The organism is Photorhabdus australis DSM 17609 (assembly GCF_000711895.1).
In the GTDB taxonomy this organism is placed as follows: domain Bacteria; phylum Pseudomonadota; class Gammaproteobacteria; order Enterobacterales; family Enterobacteriaceae; genus Photorhabdus; species Photorhabdus australis.
The window spans coordinates 16,399-35,433 of sequence record NZ_JONO01000026.1 but is presented as its reverse complement, the minus strand read 5'-3'; the positions used below and the strand labels follow the sequence as shown (position 1 = coordinate 35,433).

The 19,035-nt window shown below is 42.5% G+C and carries 3 protein-coding genes; all 3 read left to right on the top strand.

Translation table 11 applies throughout. The features are described from left to right. Window positions 1-340: 340 nt before the first annotated feature. The 3 genes from BO26_RS08865 (at window position 341) to BO26_RS08855 (ending at window position 19,007) form a co-directional block, all read left to right on the top strand. Complete coding sequence (locus tag BO26_RS08865; protein ID WP_036770905.1) at window positions 341-6,868, top strand: Tc toxin subunit A-related protein; 6,528 nt, start codon at window positions 341-343, stop codon at window positions 6,866-6,868. A gap of 475 nt (window positions 6,869-7,343) precedes the next feature. Continuing rightward, a complete protein-coding gene (locus BO26_RS08860; RefSeq protein ID WP_036770904.1) occupies window positions 7,344-14,540 on the top strand; it encodes a Tc toxin subunit A-related protein in 7,197 nt (2,398 codons plus the stop codon). 57 nt (window positions 14,541-14,597) lie between these two features. Next, window positions 14,598-19,007, top strand: coding sequence for a SpvB/TcaC N-terminal domain-containing protein (locus BO26_RS08855; protein WP_036770903.1), 4,410 nt, complete (start codon window positions 14,598-14,600; stop codon window positions 19,005-19,007). Window positions 19,008-19,035: the final 28 nt, after the last annotated feature.

Here is a 19,035-nt window from a genome sequence, read left to right as displayed (position 1 = left end):
AAAATATTAATCATCTCATTTCGTAAAGCCTCATTCAGAACAAAAGCAATTATTTCATTTTCTTATGATAAATAAGAACAACTATTGTTCATGAAATTATAAATTTTGTTATTGCATAACAACGGCTGTTTAAATAAACAATAAGGTAATAACGTCACGAAATAGTTAATAATTAAATGATTTCTTTTTATTTGTCAGTTAATTTCAATTTGTTTCAAATCATTATCAGACGTTATATCTGCTGCCTTATTTTGATGAATATAAATAACCTTTTTATTGTATCCATGATATCCAAGGCAGCATAAGTGTTTTATTTATTTAATATTTAAAAGGAATAAAGATGAATACACTCACGCCCGAACTCGAAAAAGCATTAAAAGATAATGGCTTTAATTCTCCAATAGACATTTGTCACCTCTCTTTTGACGAATTCCTCCACAAAATGAACGGCAAGCTCTCTTGGTCAAAGACCCTCAGCTTATATCTTGATGCACAACAAGATAATCGATTACATGAAGCACGTATTCTCAAACGCGCTAATCCTCAGTTACAAAATGCTATACATCTTGCTCTCACAATCCCCCACGCTGATCTGCAAGGTTATAACAGTAAATTTGGTGGTAGGGCCAATCAATATGTCGCGCCAGGAGCAGTATCCTCCATGTTTTCTCCCGCAGCTTATTTAACTGAACTTTATCGTCAGGCGCAAGATTTACATGTGCAAAATTCTATTTATCATCTGGATACACGTCGCCCGGATCTAAAATCACTGACGCTCAGCCAGAAAAATATGGATGATGAAATTTCTACCCTTTCTCTGTCTAATAAGGTGTTGCTGGCAGGAATTAAGACTCTACCCGGGTTGGAAAACCAGACTAAAGTAATGCAAGAATTATCAACCTTCCGCCTTGCCGGCTCAATGCCATATCACGATGCTTATGAAAATATACGTAAGGTTATTCAGTTACAGGCACCAATATTAAACCCATTTAATACATTCCCAGAAACCCCAATTACCAGGCTGATATATCAAACCTCCCTGCTCGAGATGAATGCTTCTGTCTCTCCTGATTTATTTAATATTCTAACAATCAAAGCGACAGAAAATAATGTTCAAGACCTTTATCAACTGAGCTTTGGTGATATTTCCCCCGCCATAATGGTCAAGCCAGAACAATTGAAAAATTATTATCATTTGACGGATCAAGAAACTGAACAATTTATTAAACAGGAAGAGATTGCTCGAGTACATCAGTTGATGAATGATGAAGGCTGTGATCAACCAGCTCAATATTATCTACTGAGACTCAATAAGATTATTCGCCTATCTCGAATAACAAAACTCTCCCCAGCAATCCTTAAAAACATTATCTCTGGCAGTATTCATACATCTCAACCTACAGAACTTGAAGATGAAGATATTTATGACATCATAGAAGTTCCTGCCCTTCCCCCATACAATGAATTTCGTGACGAGCCGGATATTAATGCAGAGACATTAAAGAAATCCTTTCGAATTAAATATTATATGCAACGTTACAGTATTGATGCTGAAACTGCATTGATACTGTGCAAAATCCCAATTTCAGAAGAAGCTCGTGCAACAGATTCTTCTCACCTCAATTTGGCCAAATCGCTGGCAGATATCCATCAGTTAACTATTAATGAACTGGATTTACTGCTGGCTGCTATCGGTGAAGAAACAAACAACCTATCTGGGATCAGTGATAGCCATCTGGCTGCTCTGATTGACAAACTTTATACCGTTACCGAATGGTTGCGTACACGAAAATGGAACGTGTATCAGCTGTTTGTCATGACTACCACCAGCTATGACAAAACGATAACACCCGAAATCCAAAATCTACTTGATACTGTCTACAATGGCTTGCAAGGCTTTAATAATGATGAAAGTAAGCCAGGCCAACTGTTGGCAGCTCTATCTCCTTATGTCGCTGCTGCTCTGCAATTGCCATCTGAGAACATCACTCACCATGTGCTCACCTGGGCAGATCAACTAAAACCTGGCGATGGCACAATGACAGCAGAAAAATTCTGGGGATGGTTGCAAGCTCAACATAATTCAGAACCACCGCCACTCTCTGTAACACCAGAACACGTTGCCCAATATTGCCAATGCCTGGCACAGCTGGCGCTGATTTATCACTCCACTGACCTCAGCGAAAACACTCTACGTCTGTTTGTGACAAAACCACAACTCTTTGACATAACAGCATTAACCCATAATGCATTATCTCTGATAATGCTGACGCGTTTTACTGACTGGGTTAACTCTCTGGATGAAAAAGCTTCCTCCGTGCTAACAGCCTTCGAAGGCAAAACATTGACGGCGGAGCAACTGGCCAATGCTATGGATCTTGATGAAAATCTGCTATTGCAAGCCAGTCAGCAAGTGCAAAATGATTTCTCCAACTGGGCACATATCGATACCCTCCAGCAATGGGTTGGCGTCGCACGTCAATTAAACATCTCCCCCCAGGAAGTTTCGACACTGGCACAACTACTCACCGCAGAATCTGCCCCGACCTACGCTCAATGGGAAAACGTGGCTGCGATATTAACCGCTGGGCTGAATACTCAAAAGACCAATGCCTTACATGCTTTTCTGGGTGAGTCCCGTAGTACGGCTTTGAGCGAGTACTATATCCGTAAGGTCGCCAACATAAATGCAAAAATTAAAAACCGTGATGACCTGTATCAGTATTTATTAATTGATAATCAGGTTTCCTCCTCTATCAAAACTACGCCGATCTCGGAAGCCATCGCCAGTATCCAACTGTATATCAACCGGGCATTGAAAAATATGGAAGGAGATACCGTCACAAACGTCACTTGCCGTCCATTCTTTACCGACTGGGATAAATACAATAAACGCTATAGCACCTGGGCCAGCGTATCGAAACTCGCTTATTACCCTGAAAATTACATCGATCCGACGATACGTATCGGGCAAACAAAAATGATGGATACTCTGCTGCAATCCGTCAGTCAAAGCCAATTAAATACCGATACCGTAGAAAATGCTTTTATGTCTTATCTGACGTCGTTTGAACAGGTCGCTAATTTGGAAGTCGTTAGTGCCTATCACGACAATATTAATATTGATCAAGGACTCACCTATTTTATCGGACACAGTAAAACAGAAATTAATCAATATTACTGGCGTAGCGTGGATCACAATAAATTCAGCGATGGTAAATTCTCACCTAATGCCTGGAGTGAGTGGCACAAAATTGATTGCCCAATAAATCCTTATAACAGCACTATTCGTCCAGTCATATACCAATCCCGCCTGTATTTGATCTGGCTGGAGCAAAAGAAGATTGCCAAGCAAGCAGACGATAAACATCAAACTGTCGAAGACTATTATTACGAACTGAAACTGGCACATATTCGTTATGACACCACCTGGAGTACGCAAATAACCTTTGATGTGAATGACAAAATATCTGCTGTTTTTAGAACATTAACACCGTTAGAACAAGTGAACACATCGGTATTATTGGAGCAATTGATCAAGTACCAAAAACAGCTAGAGGAGAGACTGAAGCAGCAGCAGGAATATGAAGAGCAGCTAAAACCATTCCTACCATTGCAACCGATAAGTCCACCAGAACTTGTGGAACCACTGGAGTCATCAGATCTATTAGAGGCGCTACTAAAACAACGAAAGGAACAACTGAGGCTATGGGAAAAAAATTTGATAGAACAAGGGCAATCAACGACGGAAATAAGCATACTGAAAAAACAAAAAGAATTGAATCAACAGGAGATACAAAAACAACAATATCTGCTAGAGCAAAAACCAGGATTCTATTGTGCCAGTTATCAAGATAATAAACTGCTGGTAATTTTCTATCAAAAACAGGAGACAATGAATAAATACACAATAGATGAACCAATAACAGGACTGAATATCACCTCAAATATGTTATCTGAAGATATCAATCTCGGAGATTATATAATTAATATTCGCCAACAGTTTGATACCGGAGCTGGAGTCAATAATGTTATAAAAGTGAATAACTCGTATGAAATCTTATCATCAACAAGGACTAATAACGCTAATATCTTAGCGCTTTACCATGATACAAACGGGGCACAGTATATACAGTGGGGAGTTTATCGCATTCGCCTTAATACCCTATTCGCCCGTCAATTGGTTAGCCGGGCCACTGCCGGAATTGACACTATTTTAAGTATAGAAACTCAAAATATTCAGGAGCCGCAGTTAGGTAAGGGTTTCTATGCTACGTTTGTGATCCCCCCCTATAATCCATCGATTCATGGTGAGCGTTGGTTTAAACTTCATGTCAGATATCCTGCTGGTGATAGTCCATATACTATTTACTCAGGTCAATTAGAAGATACCAGTGTCAGTACCACATTATTTATCCCGCTGATCACCGATCCTTATGCTCTTCCAAATCCTGATTATCATGTCAGAGTTAATATGACCTTCAAGAAAGTCCGGGAAGATTCATATAATTACCGACCCGGTTCTCTCTTTATTAAAAACCATCAAGAGAAAGTATTCGTAAAACTTAATTCTAATCTAGAACATTTCCAGAGCGTCAATGTTCTGAGTGATGTTAACAGTGAACCCATGGATTTCAGCGGTGCTAACAGTCTCTATTTTTGGGAATTGTTCTACTATACCCCAATGTTAATTGCTCAGCGTTTGCTAAACGAACAAAACTTCGATGAAGCTAATCGTTGGCTGAAATATATCTGGAGTCCATCTGGTTATATTAAACATGGTCAGATTCAACACTACCGCTGGAATGTACGTCCACTACTGGAAGACACCAGCTGGAACGATGATCCCTTAACATCGGTCGATCCTGATGCGGTAGCACAACATGATCCAATGCACTACAAAGTTGCTACTTTCATGCGTACCCTTGATTTGTTGATAGCACGTGGAGATTACGCCTATCGGCAGCTGGAACGGGAAACGCTCAACGAAGCTAAAATGTGGTATATGCAAGCATTGCATTTGTTAGGTGATAAACCGTATCTATCGTTCAGTTCAGTGTGGAATCAACCAAGTCTGGGTGATGCCGCCAAAACCGAAAAACAAAAAGAGCACTCCAGTGCAATAGTCGCCTTACGGCAAGGTAATGTTGAGTTACACAACAACCCAACAGATCTTTTCCTGCCACAGGTTAATGAAGTGATGCTGAGCTACTGGCAGACACTAGAACAACGACTGTACAATCTGCGCCATAATTTCTCCATTGATGGTCAGCCATTGCATCTACCGATCTATGCCACACCAGAAGATCCTAAAACATTACTCAGCGCTGCTGTCGCCAACTCACAAGATAGCGGAAATCTGCCATCTGAATTTATACCGTTGTGGCACTTCCCTCAGATGCTGGAAAACGCCCGCAGCATGGTAAGCCAGCTAACACAATTCGGCTCCACATTACAAAATATTATCGAACGTCAGGATGCAGAAGCATTCAATAGCCTTCTGCAAAATCAGGCAAAAGAGCTGCTATTAACAACTCTGAGCATACAGGACAAAACTATTGAAGAGCTGGATGCTGAAAAAACCGTGCTGGAAAAAATTAAAGACGGAGCGCAAGCACGCTTTGATAGCTACAAAAAGTTATACGATGAGAATATCAACGCCGGTGAAAACCGAGTGATAGCGTTGCATGCCTCCATTGCCGGCCTAAGCACAGCCCTTCAAACATCGCGTCTGGCAGGTGCCGCTCTGGATCTCGCACCTAACATTTTCGGTTTCGCTGATGGGGGTAGCCGTTGGGGAGCGATTGCCGAAGCTACAGGTCATGTCATGGAGTTTTCCGCCAATGTCATGAATACAGAAGCGGATAAAATTAGCCAATCCGAAGCCTACCGTCGTCGCCGTCAGGAATGGGAAATCCAGCGGAATAATGCCGAAGCAGAGATAAAACAAATCAATTCTCAACTCAGTTCGCTAGCGATACGCCGTGAAGCTGCAGTATTGCAAAAAACTAGCCTAAAAACACAACAGGAACAAACCCAGGCACAACTGGCTTTCTTACAACGCAAATTCAGCAATCAGGCGCTGTATAACTGGTTACGTGGTCGGCTGTCCGCTATTTACTTCCAATTCTATGATTTGGCAGTAGCTCGTTGTTTGATGGCAGAAATGGCCTACCGTTGGGAGACTAATGATACTTCTACCCGCTTTATTAAGCCCGGAGCCTGGCAGGGAACACATGCCGGTTTGCTTACAGGTGAGACCTTGATGCTGAATCTGGCACAAATGGAAGATGCATATTTGAAGTGGGATCAACGCGCTCTGGAAGTAGAACGTACTATCTCATTGACACAAGTCTATGAAGCACTGCCAGAACAACCGTTTAATCTGGCAACACGTATTTCTACTCTGCTGGCAGGTACAGTCGAATCACCTGGCGATGACAGTCATCCTGTCACGCTGAAAAACAACCAACTACGCACCACAATCTCTCTGGCAAGTTTATCACTACATAATGACTATCCAGAGGATAACGGCATAAGCAACATCCGACGTATTAAACAGCTCAGTGTTACCCTACCAGCCCTGTTAGGGCCATACCAAGATGTACAGGCAATTCTATCCTACAATGGAGATACCGCCAGATTAGCCAAAGGATGTCAGGCTCTGGCTGTTTCTCATGGAATCAATGACAATGGTCAATTCCAATTAGATTTCAACAATGGAAAATACCTGCCATTTGAAGGGCTCGCCATTAATGATACAGGTACATTGACGCTGAGTTTTCCGAATGCGATGGGGAAACAGAAAATTATATTGCAGACATTAAGCGATATCATTTTGCATATTCGCTATACCATTCGCCAATAACCCACTCAACTCAATGCTAAAACAGGCCCCCAATGGGGCCTGTATCTTTTTGATAAATCAATATTACAAAATATATTCCATCGCTTATAAATTACATCCCATGATTCCTTTTTGACCACCTCACATTTTCCACAGCTCATTACAAAATATTAATCATCTTCTTTTTCATAATAGACCATGTGCAACAAAAGCAATTATTTCATTTCGTTATTGTTGATTAATTACATTACTTTAGATGCAATTATAAATTTTGTTATTGCATCATAACGGCCATTTAAAGAAATAATAGATAATAACGTCATGAAATAGTTGAATGGTATTCTTTATTTTCCCTCGACATTCAATCTATTCAGCCGGCTATCAAACGTTGTATTTGCCGCCTCTTTTAATGGATTTAAATAACTTTTTTCATTGTATCCACGATAAACCAGGCCCCATAAGTGTTTTATTTACGTAATATTTAAAAGGAATAAATATGAATACACTCACACCTGAATACCAACGAGCATTAGGAGAAAGCTTTACTTCTCTGACCGATATCTGTCATCTCTCTTTTGATGAACTCCGCCAAAAGGTACGGGGCAAACTTTCGTGGTCACAAACCCTCAGCTTATATCTTGATGCAAAACAGGTGCAAAAAGATAATCGACTGCATGAAGCACGTATTCTGAAACGCGCTAATCCTCAGTTAAAAAATGCGATACAATTTGCCCTAACCAACCCGCACGCTGACCAACAAAGTTATGACAGTAAATTTGGCAACCGCGCCGGCCAATATGCAGCACCAGGCTCTATTTCTTCCATGTTCTCTCCCGCTGCTTACCTGACTGAACTTTACCGTCAAGCACGCGATTTACATGCGAGCAATTCTAATTATCATCTGGATACCCGCCGCCCAGATCTACAGTTACTAACGCTCAGCCAGAAAAATATGGATACTGAAATATCCACACTTTCTCTGTCCAATAACGTGTTGCTCGAAAGTATTATTAGCAATCAGGGTGGACGTGGTGGCTATGCTGAAATAATGGAAAAATTATCAATCTTCCGTTCTGCTGGATCACTGCCATATCACGATGCTTATGAAAACGTGCGTAAAATTATTCAGTTACAAGCCCCAGTATTTGAACAATCCAGTACATCACCGAAAACAACCATCGCCAAACTTATGTATCAAATCTCTCTATTGGAGATTAATTCATCTGTTTCACCTGAACTGTTTAATATCCTGACAGAAGAAATTACCGAAACCAATGCAAAGAATCTTTATAATAAGAATTTTAATAATATTAGCCCTTCCCTGATAGAAAATCCGGAATATCTGAGAAATTATTATAATCTGACTGATGAAGAACTTAGTCATTTAACTAAATTAAATATTATATTAACGACAAAAAAAATAAAAAACATAAAACCTTCTATCGAAGAATATGATTATCTTCTTTTGTTGAAACTGAATAAATTCATTCGTCTGACCAAAGCGACAAGCCTGCCACTAACAGTATTGATAGAAATTACCCTTAATACCAATCCAGAACTAAATATCAATGCAGAAGTATTAAAGAAAGTCTTTCGTGTAAAATACTATATGCATCGTTATGGTATTGATGCTGAAACTGCACTAATACTGTGTAAAGCCCCCATTTCACAACGTGATGATAATAACATCCCCAGCCAATTTGATCGTTTGTTTAATACTCCAAAACTGAATGGACAAAACTTCTCTACCGAGAATAAGGAAATTGATTTAAATCCAAATAATACCAACGATTGGAAAAAAACTGCCCTGAAACGTGCTTTTAATGTCGATGATATCTCACTCTATCGCTTACTAAAGATCGTCAATGGTGGTAGCACAAAGAGAAAAATTATCCATAATAATATAGAGAATCTTTCTCATCTCTATCTAGCCAAATTACTGGCAGATATTCATCAGTTGACTATTGATGAATTAGGTTTATTGCTAATTGCTACAGATGAAGGGGAAACCAACTTATTCAAAATCACAGATAATGAGCTGGCCTTATTAATTAACAAACTCTATGAAGTTACCGAATGGCTGCGTACACAGAAGCTGAGTGTATATCAGTTGTTCATCATGACCACTAATGGTTATGATAAAACCCTTATCCCAGAAATATACAACTTGCTGGATACTGTATATAACGGCTTACAAGATTTTGATAAGAAAGCAGAGAAAACCAAAAAAAACCTGCTGGAAGCGATTTCTCCTTATATCGCCGCCGCTTTGCAATTACCGTCTGAACATGCAGCACATGCTATCCTCACCTGGGCGGATAAATTAGAACCCGGCAAAGGAAAAATGACAGCTGAGAAATTATGGAGCTGGTTACGGGCAAACCCTGTTACAACTCAATCAGAATTCCAGAAACAGGCTGAACCCGTTATTCAATATTGCCAATGCCTGGCACAACTGGCACTGATCTACCGTTTCATGGGTCTTAGCGAAAACGCTTTCCATCTGTTTGTAACAAAACCGCAAATCTTTAGCACTACAGCCGAGACGGAATCAGCACCTAATGCATTATCATTGATAATGATGACACGCTTTGCCGATTGGATTAATTCACTGGGTAAAAAAGCCTCTTTTGTCCTGACCGAACTTGAAAAAGGAACATTAACGGCAAAACAGCTGGCTAACGCCATGAACCTTGATAAAAATCTGCTATTACAAGCCAGTACCCTGGAACAAAAACATAATCCATTAATTTCACTAGCTACCAATGAAATGCAGACAGGCAACCTCTTCATCAATTGGGAATCTATCAATGCTACTCTGCAATGGGTTGACATAGCGCATCAATTACACGTCTCTCCAGAGAATATTTCAGAATTGGCAGAATTACTCACCAATAACCTTTCCGCTGCTTATAACAAATGGGAAAACATAGCTACGGCATTAACCGCTGGTTTAGATAGCCAAAAAACCAATACTCTGCATGCATTTCTGGAGGAATCCCGCAGTACTGCATTAAGCGAGTACTATATCCGCAACATCGTCAACAAAAACCCTGCAATTAAAAACCGCGATGACCTATATCAGTACTTATTGATTGATAACCAAGTTTCCGCCGCTATTAAAACCACGAGAATTGCTGAGGCGATTGCTAGCATCCAACTGTATATTAACCGGGCATTGAAAAATATAGAGGAAAACGCCATCTCGAATGTGGCCAGTCGTCAATTCTTTACCGACTGGGATAAATATAATAAACGCTACAGCACTTGGGCCAGCGTATCGAAACTCGCTTATTACCCTGAAAATTACATTGATCCGACCATGCGTATCGGACAAACAAAAATGATGGATACATTGCTGCAATCTGTCAGCCAAAGTCAATTAAATACCGATATGGTAGAAGATGCCTTTAATTCTTATTTAACGTCATTCGAACAAGTGGCTAATCTGGAAATCGTCAGCGCCTACCACGACAATATTAATAGTGATCAAGGACTCACCTATTTTATCGGACACAGTAAAACAGAAGTTAATCAATATTACTGGCGTAGCATAGATCACAATAAATTCAGCAACGGTAAATTCGCCGCTAATGCCTGGAGTGAATGGTACAAAATTGATTGTCCAATTCATCCTTATCAGGACACTATCCGCCCGGTAGTTTACCAATCCCGCCTGTATATAACCTGGCTGGAACAAAAGAAGATAACTAAACGGGAAGAAAATGGCCAAAAAACTACCCAAGAGTATCATTATGAACTGAAACTGGCACATATTCGCTATGACGGAACCTGGAATACACCAATCACCTTTGATGTAAATAGCAAAATATCTGCTTTAAAATTGGATAATAAAGCACTCGGATTCTATTGTGCTGGTTATCAGGGTGAAGATACCTTGCTAGTCATGTTTTACGGCAAAGAAAATGAATTGGACAATTATAAAAACGCCTCAATGCAAGGGCTATATATCTTCTCCGATATGTCCTCTAAATCCATGCCAATTACACAAATTACATCTTATCGGGATAATAGTTATAAATACTTCGATACAAACAATATCATAAGAGTGAACAATCGATATGCAGAGAAATATGAAATCCCCTCATCAATAAACAACAATAAGGGTTACAATTGGGAAGAACATTACCTCGGTATGGTATATGGTGGGAATATTTCAACTATCAGTCTGGAATCTAAATCAGATAATTTAAAAATCAAAATTTCACCTAAATTAAGAATTATTCATAATGGATATGAAGGCCAACAACGTAATCAATGTAATTTGATGAAGAAGTATGGCAAATTAGGCGATAAATTTATTATCTATACCAATTTAGGCGTCAACCCAGATCACTCAACAAAGAAACAACTGTTTTACCCCATTTATCAGTATAGTGGAAACACCAGTAAGCTTGATCAAGGAAGACTATTATTCCATCGGGATACCCATTATTCATCTAAAGTCGAAGCATGGATACCTGATGCAAATCGAACATTGCGCAAAGACAATGCTGCCATTGGTGATGATTATATTACCGATCCCCAGAATCATCCGAATGATCTTAAGAAATACATCTTTATGATTGACCACATGGGAATCGCAACGGATGTTTCAGGGCCAATAGATATCAACACGGAAATTTCTTCGACAAAAGTTAAAATAACAGTGAATGCTGGCAGCAAAATACAAACTTTTACAGCAGACAAATATGTTTCCATTCAACCATCACCCAGCTTCGAAGAGATGATTTATCAATTTAATTCCCTGGAAATAGAGGGTTCAGGTCTGAACTTTATTAATAATTCAGCCAGTCTTGATATCACCTTTACCGCATTTGCTGAACCATTTACCAAAGGAGGAAATGATCGTAAACTGGGAGAAGAACATTTCAGTATTCCTGTCACTCGTAAGGTAAATACCGATAACGATGTCCTAGCCCTTTACCATGATACAAACGGGGCGCAATATATGCAGTGGGGAGTTTACCGTACTCGCCTTAATACGCTATTTGCCCGTAAATTAATTAGCCGCGCTACCACTGGAATCGATACTATTTTAAGTATGGACACTCAGCATATTCAGGAGTCGCAATTAGGTAAGGGTTTCTATGCTACATTTGTCATCCCCCCTTATAACCCTTCTACTCATGGTAATGAACGTTGGTTTAAGCTTTATCTCAAACATGTTGTAGATAATAACTCACATATTATCTATTCAGGTCAACTAGGCGATACCAGCACAAGTATAACTTTATTTATCCCTCTTGATGATGCCCCCCTAAATCCAAATTTTCACGCTAAGGTTTATATGACCTTTCAGAAATCATTGTCAGATAGTGCCTGGGTCGGCCCTCATTTTGTCAGAGATACTAAGGGAGCCGTCACAATAAACTCTAAATCCATTTTGACTCATTTCGAAAATGTCAATGTTCTGAAAGATGTTAAGAGCGAACCGATGGATTTCAGCGGTGCTAACAGTCTCTATTTCTGGGAACTGTTCTATTATACCCCGATGCTAATTGCTCAACGTTTGCTACACGAACAGAACTTTGATGAAGCTAACCGTTGGCTAAAATATGTCTGGGATCCGTCTGGTTATATTGTTAATGGTCAAATTCAGAATTACCGCTGGAATGTCCGCCCATTACAAGAAGACACTAGTTGGAACGATGACCCACTAGATTCTGTTGATCCTGACGCCGTGGCTCAACATGATCCGATGCACTACAAAGTTGCTACGTTTATGCGCACCCTTGATCTGCTAATCGCACATGGAGATTATGCTTATCGTCAGCTGGAGCGGGACACGCTCAACGAAGCAAAAATGTGGTATATGCAAGCTCTACATCTATTGGGCGATAAACCTCATCTTTCACTCAATTCGACATGGAGTGAACCCGATCTGAGAGATGCCGCTGATATTGAGAGACAACAAGGCCATTCCCGTTTAATGGCAGCCTTACGACAAGGCCAATCTACCAACGACACACAAACAGATCTTTTCCAACCTCAGGTCAATGAAGTCGTACTGAGCTACTGGCAGAAACTGGAACAACGGTTGTACAACCTGCGCCATAACCTGTCTATTGATGGTCAACCATTGCATCTGCCTATTTACGCGACACCAGCAGATCCGAAAACGTTGTTCAGTGCCGCCGTCGCCAATTCACAGGCTGGAGGGGCGCTTCCGCAGCCATTTATATCACTATGGCGTTTCCCTCACATGCTGGAAAACGCACGCAGCATGGTAAGTCAACTCACCCAGTTTGGTGCCACATTACAAAATATTATCGAACATCAGGATGCAGAAGCATTAAATACGCTGTTGCAGAATCAAGCAGCAGAACTGATATTGACCAATTTGAACATACAGAACAAAACCATTGAAGAGTTGGATGCTGAAAAAACTGTGCTGGAAAAAAACCGTGCGGGAGCCCAATTACGTTTTGACAGTTACAGCAAACTGTACGATGAAAATATCAATGCCGGTGAAAAACAAGCAATGACGTTGCGTGCTTCCGTAGCTGGCCTTTCTACGGCTCTTCAAGCATCACATCTGGCAGGCGCAGCACTTGATCTGGCACCCAACATTTTCGGTTTAGCCGATGGCGGCAGCCATTGGGGGGCGATTGCTCAAGCTACAGGTAATGTCATGGAATTTTCCGCCAGTGTCATGAACACAGAAGCGGATAAAATCAGTCAATCTGAAGCCTACCGTCGTCGCCGTCAGGAATGGGAAATTCAGCGGAATAATGCGGAAACCGAGTTGAAACAAATTGGTGCCCAACTCAATTCGCTGACTATTCGCCGTGAAGCCGCAGTATTACAGAAAACCAGCCTGAAAACCCAACAAGAACAAACCCAGGCACAACTGACCTTCTTGCAACGTAAATTCAGCAACCAGGCACTGTACAACTGGCTACGTGGTCGATTGTCCGCTATTTACTTCCAGTTCTACGATTTGGCAGTATCACGTTGCCTGATGGCTGAAATGGCCTATCGTTGGGAAACTAATAATATTTCTACACACTTCATTAAGCCTGGGGCCTGGCAGGGAACACATGCCGGCCTGCTCGCAGGTGAAACATTGATGCTGAATCTGGCACAAATGGAAGATGCACACCTAAAGCAGGACCAACGCGTATTGGAGATTGAGCGTACAGTCTCACTGGCAGAACTCTATAAAAATAAAGGCCAATTTTCTCTAGCGGGGAAAATTGCAGAACTGGTAAATAAAAGATCAGACCATGCCGGTAGTGGAAATAATACCCTGAAATTCGATGCAAGAATTAACTCTCTACAAGCATTGATTTCATTAGCTGATTTAAAAATCCGTGATGATTATCCAAAAGATAGCGGAGTAGGCAATGTTCGCCGTATTAAACAGCTCAGCGTCACTCTGCCGGCACTGTTAGGGCCATATCAGGATGTACAGGCGATTCTATCTTATAGTGGAGAAGCCGCCGGATTGGCTGAAAGTTGCAAATCACTGGCGGTTTCCCATGGAATGAATGACAGCGGGCAGTTCCAGCTGGATTTCAATGATGGCAAGTTCCTGCCGTTTGAAGGAATCTCAATCGATAAGGGTACGCTGACCCTGAGCTTTCCAAATGCAACGGGAAAACAAAAAGCCATGCTGGAGAGTCTGAGCGATATCATTCTGCATATTCGCTATACCATTCGCCAATAACCATCTCAACCAAGTATTAAAACAGGCCCCAAAACGGGGCCTGCAAGGAGTCTTTATATGCAAAACTCACAAGATTTCAATATTACGGAGCTGTCGTTGCCCAAAGGGGGAGGTGCTATCACGGGTATGGGTGAAGCATTAACACCCGCCGGACCGGATGGTATGGCCGCACTTTCTCTGCCGTTACCTATTTCTGCCGGGCGCGGTTATGCCCCCTCATTAACTCTGAACTATAACAGCGGGTCCGGTAATGGCCCATTTGGACTAGGTTGGGATTGCAGCGTTATGGCGGTTCGCCGCCGAACGCATTTTGGTGTCCCCCATTATGATGAAACCGATACCTTCCTCGGACCGGAAGGCGAAGTTCTGATTGTCGCGGATCACCCCCGTGATGAATCCACATTACAAGACATCAACTTGGGTACCACTTTCACCGTTACCGGCTACCGTTCCCGTTTGGAAAGTCATTTCAGCCGGTTAGAGTACTGGCAGCCGAAAACAACCAACGCAACAGATTTTTGGCTGATATACAACCCAGATGGACAGGTACACTTGCTGGGCAAAAATCCTCAAGCACGTATTAGTAACCCATCAGAAACTACGCAAACAGCCCAGTGGCTACTAGAAGCATCAGTATCACCCCATGGCGAACAAATTTATTATCAGTACCGCACCGAAAATGAAACAGGTTGTGAAACTGATGAGATTACAGCACATCCACAAGCTACGGCTCAACGTTATCTCCACACCGTACACTACGGCAACCTGGCAGCCAGCGAAACCCTACCAGGTCTGGATGGCCATGTCCCGTCACAAGCAAGCTGGCTGTTCTGTCTGGTATTTGATTACGGCGAACGCAATAATGACTTACAAACATCGCCAACATTTACAACAGCAGATAACTGGCTTTGCCGACAGGACCGTTTTTCCCGTTATGAATACGGTTTTGAATTGCGTACTCGTCGCTTATGCCGCCAGATATTGATGTATCATAGTCTGCAAAAACTGGCCGAACAGGCGAAAAAACACGATGAACTGACATTAGTTTCACGCTTGATATTAGATTATGACGAAAGTGCAATAGCCAGCACACTGGTATCTGTTCGCAAAGTGGGGCATGAACAAGATGGTACCGCCGTCACCCTTCCACCACTAGAATTTGCATATCAGGACTTTTCGCTACAACATAACGTTCGCTGGCAACCGATGGATGTGCTGGCAAATTTCAATGTCATTCAGCGCTGGCAATTGATTGATCTGAAAGGCGAAGGGGTGCCCGGTCTTCTGTATCAAGAGAAAGGAGCCTGGTGGTACCGTTCTGCACAACGTCAAACTGGAAGCGATCCCAATGCCGTCACCTGGGAAAAAATACAACCCTTATCGGTTATTCCCTCTCTGCAAAACAATGCATCACTGATAGACATCAATGGCGATGGCCAGCTTGACTGGGTAGTCACCGGGCCGGGGCTACGGGGATACTACAGCCAACGCTCGGATGGCAGTTGGACACGTTTCACCCCGCTCAACGCTCTGCCAGTAGAATATTTCCACCCTCGAGCTCAACTTGCCGATTTAATGGGAGCTGGACTGTCTGATTTGGCCCTAATCGGGCCAAAAAGTGTACGTTTATATGCCAATACCCGTGACGGCTTTACCAAAGGGCAAGATGTCGTGCAATCCGGGAATGTAACTTTGCCGATACCGGGCGCTGATGCCCGCAAATTAGTGGCTTTTAGTGATGTACTGGGCTCCGGTCAAGCACACCTGATTGAAGTCAGCGCGACTAAAGTTACCTGCTGGCCAAATCTGGGACACGGGCGCTTTGGTCAGCCAATCATCCTATCGGGATTTAGCCAACCCGAAGCTGAGTTTAATCCAGCTCAGGTTTATCTAGCTGATCTGGATGGCAGCGGTCCGGCTGACCTGATTTATGTTCACACAAACCGTCTGGATATCTTTCTAAATAAAAGTGGCAACAGTTTTGCCGCACCTGTGACATTAACCTTCCCGGACGGTCTACGTTTTGATAATACCTGCCAGTTACAAGTAGCCGATATTCAAGGCTTGGGTATCTCCAGCCTAATACTGAGCGTACCGCATATGTCGCCTCATCACTGGCGTTATGACCTGACACTGCATAAACCCTGGCTACTCAGTGAAATGAATAACAATATGGGGGCTAATCACACGCTGCGTTACCGCAGCTCCGCTCAATTTTGGCTGGATGAAAAAGCCAAAACACTAGCCTCTGGACAAACACCGGTTTGTTATTTGCCCTTCCCCGTACATACTCTCTGGCAAACAGAGATAGAAGACGAAATCAGCGGCAACAAATTAGTGACAACCATGCGTTATGTTCACGGAGCCTGGGACGGACGTGAACGAGAATTTCGCGGATTTGGTTATGTTGAACAAACGGATAGTCATCAACTGGCTCGAGGCAGTGCACCTGAGCGTACACCACCAGCGCTGACCAAAAACTGGTATGCCACCGGTCTACCTGAAATAGATAACGCGTTATCAGCCGAGTATTGGCGAGGCGATACTCAGGCGTTTAATGGTTTTACACCACGCCTGACTACCTGGGCAAATAACAAAGATATTCTCCTGACGCCAGAAGATGACAACGCCCAATACTGGTTAAACCGGGCGCTGAAAGGTCAACCGCTACGCAGTGAACTGTATGGGCTGGATGGCAGTGCACTAGAACAAATTCCCTATACTGTTACCGAATTCCGTCCACAGGTACGCCGATTACAGAATACAGATAGTCGATATCCTGTACTTTGGCCATCCGTAGCAGAAAGCCGCAGCTATCACTATGAACGTATTGCCAGCGATCCGCAGTGTAGCCAGGATATCACGTTATCCAGCGACTTATTCGGCCAGCCTCTGGAACGGATTTCAATCCAATATCCACGTCGTAACCAACCTACAACCAACCCGTATCCTGATACATTATCCGATGCCCTGTTTGCCAGCAGTTATGATAACCAGCAACATAAATTACGGCTAACCTATCAACAATTCAGTTGGCACCATCTAACCAGCAATATCGTCAGGGTGCTGGGATTATCCGATGCTACCCGAAGTGATACTTTTACTTATGACACTCAATATCTCCCTGCCGGTGGTTTAAACCTGGAAATTCTGCATGCTGAAAATAGCCTGATTGCGGATGATAAGCCGCGTGAATACCTCGGTCAGCAAAAAATATTTTATACCGATGGACAAAATACAACACCACTGCAAATACCAACACGACAAGCGCTGATTGCTTTCACAGAAACCGCTGTATTCAATCAATCCTCATTGTCAGCATTTGATGGGAGTATCACATCTGAGAAATTGCCAAAAACGCTGAAACAAGCAGGGTATCAACAAGCAGATTATCTGTTCCCTCGTACCGGAGAAGGCAAAGTCTGGACAGCGCGTCATGGTTATACCGATTACGGTACGGCCACACAGTTCTGGCGCCCACAAAAACAGAACAACACACAGTTCACGGGAAAAACCACATTAACCTGGGATGTAAATTATTGTGTTGTAATACAAACACGAAATGCTGCTGGTCTGACAACGTCAGCGAAATATGACTGGCGCTTTCTAACGCCCATACAACTCACCGATGCGAATGACAATATACACTTTATCACGCTGGATGCACTGGGCCGCCCGATAACCCATCGCTTTTGGGGAACAGAAAACGGTGTGATGACCGGTTATACCCCACCGGAAAAAACCGCGTTCCTTCCACCAACCCAGGTAGACGAAGCGATTGCTCTGACTGGAGTGCTCCCTGTAGCACAGTGTCAAGTCTATGCTCCGGAAAGCTGGATGCCAGCATTAAGTCAGAAAACCTTGAGTACACTGTCAGCACAAGAACAACAAATGTTGCAAAATTCCCGAATCATCACTAAAGACGGGCGTATCTGCATATTAGCTCATCGCCGCTGGTTACAAAGCCGAAGTGTATCCACTCAACTAATCAGCTTGTTAAACAGCACCCGTTTACCTCCTCACAGCCTCACACTAACTACCGATCGTTATGACAAAGATACGGCTCAACAAATTCGCCAGCAAGTGACATTCAGTGATGGCTTTGGCCGTTCTCTACAAGTAGCTGTCCGACATGAAGCGGGCAAAGCCTGGCAACGCAACAAAGAGGGTGCACTGGTCACGAAAATTGGGGATACCAATATCCGCTGGGCGGTAACCGGACGTACTGAGTATGACAACAAAGGACAACCCATACGGACCTATCAGCCTTATTTTCTCAATGATTGGCGTTATGTCAGCGATAGCAGCAGCCGACAAGAAGCTTATGCCGATACCCATATATATGACCCCGTTGGTCGAGAAGTGAAAGTTATCACCGCAAAAGGCTGGTTTCGGCGAACCTTGTTTACTCCCTGGTTTACCATTAATGAGGATGAAAATGACACAGCAACTGAGGTGAAAATGTAACTTGATATACCCCGCCTGGCTAACGGGC